This is a genomic window from Streptomyces sp. P5F9 (assembly GCF_057961495.1).
Window position 1 is genome coordinate 1 of record NZ_JBXVPZ010000470.1, and the last position, 7,287, is coordinate 7,287.

At 71.1% G+C, this 7,287-nt stretch carries 7 protein-coding genes; 2 read left to right on the forward strand and 5 right to left on the reverse strand.

Going from position 1 to position 7,287, the window contains the following annotated elements; all coding sequences use genetic code 11:
* A partial coding sequence (locus tag AC31A1_RS42750) for a GntR family transcriptional regulator (protein ID WP_489658475.1) occupies positions 1-368 on the reverse strand: 368 nt, incomplete at its 3' end.
* Positions 369-414: 46 nt separating this feature from the next.
* On the opposite strand from AC31A1_RS42750, the gene AC31A1_RS42755 reads away from it, so the two are divergent.
* Both AC31A1_RS42755 and AC31A1_RS42760 read left to right on the forward strand, forming a co-directional pair.
* Positions 415-912 (forward strand): carboxymuconolactone decarboxylase family protein, encoded by a 498-nt coding sequence (locus tag AC31A1_RS42755; RefSeq protein ID WP_318018336.1) that lies wholly within the window; start codon positions 415-417, stop codon positions 910-912.
* A gap of 46 nt (positions 913-958) precedes the next feature.
* Positions 959-1,681 carry an isocitrate lyase/PEP mutase family protein gene (locus tag AC31A1_RS42760; RefSeq protein WP_489658476.1) on the forward strand — a complete coding sequence of 241 codons (723 nt, stop codon included), beginning with the start codon at positions 959-961 and terminating at the stop codon, positions 1,679-1,681.
* 6 nt (positions 1,682-1,687) lie between these two features.
* Here the strand turns inward: AC31A1_RS42760 and AC31A1_RS42765 are convergent, their stop codons facing one another.
* Genes AC31A1_RS42765 through AC31A1_RS42780 form a run of 4 tightly spaced genes read right to left on the reverse strand, consistent with a single transcriptional unit; the run spans position 1,688 to position 7,266 of the window.
* Complete coding sequence (locus AC31A1_RS42765) at positions 1,688-2,644, reverse strand: ABC transporter substrate-binding protein (RefSeq protein ID WP_489658477.1); 957 nt, start codon at positions 2,642-2,644, stop codon at positions 1,688-1,690.
* Between the two features lies 1 nt (position 2,645).
* On the reverse strand, positions 2,646-4,610 hold the full coding sequence (locus tag AC31A1_RS42770; RefSeq protein WP_489658478.1) for an ABC transporter permease: 1,965 nt from the start codon (positions 4,608-4,610) through the stop codon (positions 2,646-2,648).
* Positions 4,610-5,677, reverse strand: coding sequence for a quaternary amine ABC transporter ATP-binding protein (locus AC31A1_RS42775; protein WP_489658480.1), 1,068 nt, complete (start codon positions 5,675-5,677; stop codon positions 4,610-4,612). The genes AC31A1_RS42770 and AC31A1_RS42775 overlap by 1 nt, the downstream gene beginning before the upstream one ends.
* A 59-nt stretch (positions 5,678-5,736) precedes the next feature.
* Positions 5,737-7,266: a GMC family oxidoreductase gene (locus AC31A1_RS42780; RefSeq protein ID WP_489658479.1), complete on the reverse strand. Its 1,530-nt coding sequence runs from the start codon at positions 7,264-7,266 to the stop codon at positions 5,737-5,739.
* Positions 7,267-7,287: the final 21 nt, after the last annotated feature.

Sequence of the window (7,287 nt, forward strand, 5' to 3'; positions counted from 1 at the left end):
CGGGGGAAGGCGGCGAGGTCGGGGGTGCCGGGGACGAGGTCGTAGGTGGGGCTGTTGCGGAGGCGGCGGGGTGGGGTCGTGTCCGTGGGCGGGACGACGGCGCGTTCGGCGACGCGGGTGCCGGAACCCTGGCGGGCGGTGAGCCAGCCCTCGGCGACGAGGTCGGCGTAGGCGTCGGCGACCGTGTTGCGGGCGATGCCCAGGTCGGTGGCGAGGGAGCGGGAGGAGGGCAGCCGGGTGCCCGGGGCGAGGCGGCCGGTGCGGACTGCGTCGCGCAGGGCGTCCGTGAGGCCGCGGCGGACGCCGGTGCTGGTGGCGGTCGGTTCGACATGCAGGTCGACGCCGTAAGTGGCCCAAGATTTCGCCATGGAAATGGACCATACTCCTGGGCTGCCTGGCTTCTAGAGTCGAGACATGACCACAGCACAGGAAACTCCTTACGCCCACGAGCACAGCCCCCGCCTGAACTGGGCCGAGCACGCGCCCGAGGTCTACAAGGCGATGGTCCGTCTCGACATCGCCGCCCGGCGGGGCCTCGACCCGAAGCTGCTGGAACTGGTGAAGATCCGCACCTCGCAGCTCAACCACTGCGCGTACTGCCTCGACATGCACACCAAGGACGCACTCGCGGCGGGCGAGAGTGTGGAGCGGATCATTCAGCTCGGCGCGTGGGAGGAGTCGCGGCACTTCTACACCGAGAAGGAGCTGGCGGCGATCGAGCTGACCGAGGCGGTCACCGTGATCACGGACGGCTTCGTGCCGGACGAGGTGTACGCGCGGGCGGCCGAGCAGTTCGAGGAGGCCGAGCTGGCGCAGCTGATCGCCGCGATCACGGTGATCAACGCGTGGAACCGGTTCGGGGTGAGCACGCGCATGGTGCCGGGGCACTACAAGGCGGGACAGTTCAAGTGACGTCGCCTGCACGGGTGTTGGGCCGCGAGGTCCGGGGGTGTCGGCCGTGAGCAAGGTCGAGCTGTTCCGGAGTCTGCATCGGCGGCGGCTGCCCGGTGATCCGCTGGTACTGCCCGGGCCCTGGGACGCGGTGAGTGCGCGGGTGTTCGTGGAGGCCGGGTTCGCGGCGCTCGCCACGCCCAGTGCCGGGGTCGCCGCATCGCTCGGGTACGAGGACGGGGCGACGCCGGCGGACGAGATGTTCGCGGCGGTCGCGCGGATCGTGCGGGCCGTGGACGTGCCGGTGTCGGCGGATGTCGAGGGCGGGTACGGGCTCGCGCCGAAGGAGCTGGTGGAGCGGTTGCTGGAGGCGGGGGTGGTGGGGTGCAACCTTGAGGACTCCGACGGGGGTGTGCTCAAGGACCCGCGGCGGCATGCGGACTGGCTGGCCGAGGTGCGTGCGGTGGCGGCGGAGCGGTTGTTCGTCAACGCGCGGGTCGACACCTTCCTGCACGGTGACGGGAACCCCGAACGGGCCATCGAGCGGGCCGCGTTGTACGTCGCGGCGGGTGCCGACTGTGTCTATCCGATCATGGCTCCGGCGGATGTGCTGCCGTTGCTGCGGTCCGGTATCCAGGGGCCGGTCAACGTGGTCGCGCGGCTCGACGGCGAGGGCCCCTCGCCCACCGCACTCGGTGAACTCGGGGCCACGCGCGTCACGTTCGGGCCGGGGCTCCAGCGCTGGGCGGCACTCGCGCTCAAGGAGAGGGCCGTAGAGCTGAAGCGGTGAGCGGGGTCAGGACAGCCAGGCCTTCCAGGTGGAGGGGTGGCTGTCCACCCACTTCTTCGCGGCGTCGGCCGGGGACAGCTTCTGGTCGGCGATCATCAGGGAGACCTCGTTCTGGTCCTCGGTCGTCCACTTGAACTTCTTCAGGAAGGCCGCCGCCTTGCCGCCGCGCCGGGCGAAGTCCGTGTTGAGGTACTTCTGCAGCGGGGTGTGGGGGTAGGCGCAGGCGACCTTGGCCGCGTCGGTGTCGCACCCCTCCTTGTAGGCGGGGAGTTCGACCTCGGTCATCGGGACCTTCTTGAAGAGCCACTGGGGGGCGTACCAGTAGGTGAGGAAGGGCTTCTTCTCCTTGGCGAACTGCTTCATCTGGGTGATCTGCGCGGCCTCCGAACCGGCGAACACCACCTGGTAGTTGAGCTTCAGGTTCGTCACCAGGGCCTTGTCGTTGGTGACGTAGGAGGGCGAGCCGTCCATCAACTGGCCTTTGCTGCCGCTCTCGGCGGTGCGGAACAGCGAGGAGTACTTGTTGAGGTTCTTCCAGTCGGTGATGTCCGGGTGCTGCTTGACCAGGTAGGTCGGGACGTACCAGCCGATGTGCCCGGTCACCCCGAGGCCGCCCGCGCGCGTGATCGTCTTCTTGTCGTCGACGTAGCGCTTCTCCTGGTCGGGGTGGCCCCAGTCCTCCAGGATCGCGTCGACCCGGCCCTGGCTGAGCGCGTCCCACGCGGGGACCTCGTCGACCTGGACGGTGTCGACGCGGTAGCCGAGCTTGTGCTCCAGCAGGTACTGCGCGACAGCCACGTTGGCCTGCGCGCCCACCCAGGACTGGACGGAGAGGGTCACGGTCTTGGCGCCCTGCGCGTTGGCGAAGGGCGAGGCCTGCTTGGTCATGTCGGCGGCGCCACAGCCCGAGAGCAGGGCGAGGGACGTCACCGCGGCCACGGAATAAAGCGTACGAACGCGCATGTCACGCTCCCTTCTTCGTGCGGCGTTCCGTCGGCTGGGTCACCCGGTCGAGCATCAGGCCGAGGCAGACGATCGCGGCGCCGGCCACCAGTCCGGTCGCCAGGTCGCCCTGGGCGAGGCCGAACACCGCGTCGTAGCCGAGGGCGCCGCCGCCGACCAGGCCGCCGATGATGACGACGGCGAGGACGAGGACCACGCCCTGGTTGACGGCGAGGAGCAACGCCGGGCGGGCGAGCGGGAGTTGGATCTGCCGTAGCTGCTGGGCGCTGGTCGCGCCGAGCGAGCGGGCCGACTCCAGGGCGGCTGGGTCGACCTGGCGCAGGCCCTGTGTGGTGATGCGGACGACTGCGGGGAGGGCGTAGACGACGGCCGCCGCGACAGCGGGGGCGCGGCCGACGCCGAAGAGGGCGACGACGGGGATCAGGTACACGAACTGCGGCATCGTCTGGCAGACGTCGAGGACGGGGCGCAGGGCGCGTTCGAAGCGGTCGCTGCGGGCGGCGGCGATGCCGGTCGCGAAGCCGAGGACGAGGGTGACGGCCACGGCGGCGAGCACCTGCGACAGCGTGTCGAGCGACGGCTTCCACACCCCGAGCACGCCGATCGCGGCCATGGCGAGGACGGCGGTGAGCGCGGTGCGCCAGGTGCCGATCACCCAGGCGAGGGCGGCGACGATCAGCAGCACCGACCACCAGGGCAGCCACTGAAGTCCTTCGCGTACGGGGTCCAGGACCCAGGTGGTGAAGTGGCCTGCCCAGTCGGCGGTGCCGCCGAGGTAGGGGACGCCGGAGTAGAGGTGGGCGGTCATCCAGTCGACGACGCGGTTCACCGGTTCGGCGATGTCCAGGGTCCAGCCGGAGGGCCAGTCCAGGGCGCCGGCGAGACGGGCGGCGACCGCCACGGCGACGGTGGCGCCGAGGGCGTACAGCCACGGGCGGAGGCCCGACCCCGGCTCCCCCGCGGACTTGTCGGTCTGCTCGGTCTGTTCGCCCGCGGCCGCGGTGACGCGGTCGAGTACGACGGCCAGGAGCACGATCGGGATACCGGCGGCCAGGGCGGCGCCGACGTCCACGGAGGCGAGGGCCTGGTAGACGCGGTCGCCGAGGCCTCCGGCGCCGATGACGGAGGCGATGACGGCCATGGAGAGGGCCATCATGATCGTCTGGTTGAGGCCGAGGAGGAGTTGCTTCCGGGCCAGCGGGAGCCGTGCGGTCAGCAGGCGTTGGCGTCCGGTGGCGCCCAGGGACTCGACGGCTTCCAGGACCTCCGGGTCGGCGTTGCGCAGGCCGAGCGCGGTGAGGCGGGCCATGGGCGGGGCGGCGTAGACCACGGTGGCGAGGACCGCTGCGGGGACGCCGATGCCGAAGACGAGGACGACGGGGAGGAGGTAGGCGAAGGCCGGGAGCACCTGCATGGTGTCCAGGACCGGGCGCAGCGCGCGGTCCGTCCGCTCGGAGAGGCCGCCGGCCAGGCCGAGCAGCAAGCCCACGACGACCGAGGTGAGCACCGCGACCACCATGAGCGCGAGGGTCTGCATGGTCGGTACCCACATGCCGAGCAGTCCGCAGGCGAGGAAGGCGACGCCCGTCCCGATCGCTAGCCGTACGCCCGCCACCCGCCAGGCGACGAGGGCGCCGAACGCGGTGACGCCCGCCCAGCCCGCGGCGAGCAGCACCAGGTAGACGGCGCGTACGGAGAGGACGACGGCGTTGCTGATGTAGCCGAAGAAGTAGAGGAACAGCGGGGAGCTGTCGCGGTTGTCGATGATCCAGTCGTTGGCCCGGCCCAGCGGACCGGACAGGTCGACGGTGAGGGCGTGCGGCCAACTCCCGCTGGCCCAGCGGGCGTTGGCGAGCGGTACGAGGACCGCCGCGGCGAGCGCGAGCAGCAGGAGCTTGTGCGCGGCCCGGTGCCGGAAGACGCCGGGGAGGGCGAGGCGCGGGGCGGGTGCGGTGACCGTGGCCATCAGACCGCCTCCCTGCCGGTATCGGCGAGCTCCGCCCCCGCCACGACGTCCAGCAGCCGTGCGTGGTCGACCACGCCCAGACAGCGGCCGTCCTCGACGACGCAGGCGGGCTTTCCGCTGCGGGACACGACCTTGATCGCCTCGGCGACGACCGCGTCGGCCGCGAGCGCGCCGGGGTGCTCCTGACCTCCGCAGTCTCCTGGGCGCATCGCCGTACGGACGGTCATGACGTCCGCGCGCGGTACGTCGCGTACGAACTCGCGGACGTAGTCGTCGGCGGGTGAGCCGACGATCTCCTCGGGGGTGCCGAGCTGGACGATGCGGCCGTCGCGCATCAGGGCGATGCGGTCGCCGAGTTTCAGCGCCTCGTTCAGGTCGTGGGTGATGAAGACCATCGTGCGGCCCTCCTCGCGGTGCAGCCGGACGACCTCCTCCTGCATGTCGCGCCGGATCAGGGGGTCGAGCGCGCTGAACGGCTCGTCGAACAGGAGGACTTCGGGGTCGACCGCCAGTGCCCGGGCGAGGCCGACGCGTTGGCGCTGGCCGCCGGAGAGCTGGCCGGGGCGGCGCTGCTCCATGCCTTCCAGGCCGACCTTGGTGACGACCTCGGCGGCCCGGCGGCGGCGCTCGGCCTTGCCGACGCCCTGGATCTCCAGGCCGTAGGCGACGTTGTCGAGGACCGTGCGGTGCGGGAGGAGGCCGAAGTGCTGGAAGACCATCGCGGCGCGGTGGCGGCGGAGTTCGCGCAGCCGGGACCTGTCCATGGCGCGGACGTCCTCGCCGTCGATGGCGATGGTGCCCGCGGTGGGTTCGATGAGGCGGGTGAGGCAGCGGACCAGGGTGGACTTGCCGGAGCCGGACAGGCCCATCACCACGAAGACCTCGCCCTTGCGGACGTCGAAGGAGACGTCGCGGACGGCGGCGGTGCAGCCGGTGCGGGTGCGCAGGTCGGCGGCGTCGAGAGCGGTGAGCTCGGGGTCGGCGGGGACCTGGTCGGCCTTCGGGCCGAAGACCTTCCAGAGGCCGTCCACCGAGAACACGGGGTCACCGGAGGTACCCGTGCTCATGCTCGCGGTCGCGGAACTGCCGGGCTCGCCAAGGCCGTTGGGCGTGCTGAGGGTACTCATCACGCACCACCTCCGATCAGGTCGACAGCCCTCTCGCCGACCATGAGCACCCCGATCATCGGGTTCACGGCGGGCATGGTCGGGAAGACGGAGGCATCGGCGATGCGGAGGCCGTCCAGGCCGCGGACCCTCAACTCGGGGTCGACCACGGCCAGTTCGTCGGTGTCGGCGCCCATGCGGCAGGTGCCGGCCGGGTGGTAGACGGTGTGGGCGACCTTGCGGGCGTACTCGCTGAGTTCGGCGTCGCCGAGGATCTCCGGGCCGGGGCACACCTCCCGCTTCAGCCAGCCGGCGAGTGGTTCGGTCTTCGCGATCTCGCGGGCGATGCGGATGCCGTCGACGAGGGTGCGGCCGTCGTAGTCGTCCTCGTCGGTGAAGTACCGGAAGTCCAGGGCGGGTTTGACGGCCGGGTCGGCGCTCTCCAGGTACAGGCGGCCGCGGCTCTTCGGCTTGGGGATGTTCGGGGTCATGGAGACGCCGAACTCGGGGCGTTCGTAGCCGAGGCGCTCGGGGTTGTCCGTGAAGGGGACCTGGTAGAAGTGGAACATCAGGTCGGGGCCCGGGTGTCGGGGGTCGCGCCGCACGAACAGGCCCGCGTCGGAGTCCATCGCGGAGTTCTCCGGGATCGGTCCGTTGGTCTCCCAGACGATCACCGACTCGGGGTGGTCGAGGAGGTTCTCGCCGACGCCCGGGAGGTCGACGGCGACGGGGATGCCGAGCGCTTCGAGGTCCTTGCGGGGGCCGATGCCCGAGTGCAGGAGCAGCCGCGGGGAGTCGACGGCGCCGGCGCACAGGACGACCTCGCGGCGGGCGCGGACGAGGAGTTCCTCGCCGTCCTCGGTACGGACGTGGACGCCTTCCGCGCGGGTGCCGTTCAGCTCCAGGCGGTGGGCCCAAGTCTCAAGGAAAAGGGTGAGGTTGGGGCGCTCGTCCATCACCGGGTGGAGATACGCGACGGACGCGCTGGACCGCTTGTTGTTCTCGGGGTGGTAGGCGAGGTCGAAGAAGCCGACGCCGTCTGTGAAGGGCGCCTTGTTGAAGCCCTCGACGCGCGGGACGCCGAGCGCCTCCTGGGCCGCGTCGACGAAGTCGCGGGCGATGGCGTTCCGGTCCTTCTCGTCGACGGGGACGATGTTGTTGAGGAGGCGGGCGTAGTACGCCTCCATCGAGATCGCGCCCCAGCCCTTCGCGCCGGCCGCCTCCCACTCGTCCCAGTCGGACGGCAGCGGCTTGAAGGCGATGAGGGTGTTGTGCGAGGAGCAGCCGCCGAGGACGCGGGCGCGGCTGTGCCGGATGTGGGAGTTGCCGCGCGGCTGCTCGGTGGTCGGGTAGTCGTAGTCCAGCTCACCGCCGAGGAGGCCCATCCAGCGGCGCAGGGTCAGTACGTCCTCGCGGCCGACATCGCTGGGGCCGCCTTCGATGACGGCGACGGTGACGTCGGGGTTCTCGGTGAGGCGGGAGGCGATGACGGATCCTGCGGTGCCGCCGCCGATGACGACGTAGTCATAGTCGTACTCGTTGTCGGGCATGGGGGGTACTCACTCCAGTGG

Excerpts from the sequence above, each read along its gene's own strand:
- AC31A1_RS42765 (WP_489658477.1), bottom strand. The coding sequence starts at position 2,644 with ATGCGCGTTCGTACGCTTTATTCCGTGGCCGCGGTGACGTCCCTCGCC.
- AC31A1_RS42780 (WP_489658479.1), bottom strand. The coding sequence starts at position 7,266 with ATGCCCGACAACGAGTACGACTATGACTACGTCGTCATCGGCGGCGGC.
- AC31A1_RS42775 (WP_489658480.1), bottom strand. The coding sequence starts at position 5,677 with ATGAGCACGGGTACCTCCGGTGACCCCGTGTTCTCGGTGGACGGCCTC.
- AC31A1_RS42755 (WP_318018336.1), top strand. The coding sequence starts at position 415 with ATGACCACAGCACAGGAAACTCCTTACGCCCACGAGCACAGCCCCCGC.
- AC31A1_RS42770 (WP_489658478.1), bottom strand. The coding sequence starts at position 4,610 with ATGGCCACGGTCACCGCACCCGCCCCGCGCCTCGCCCTCCCCGGCGTC.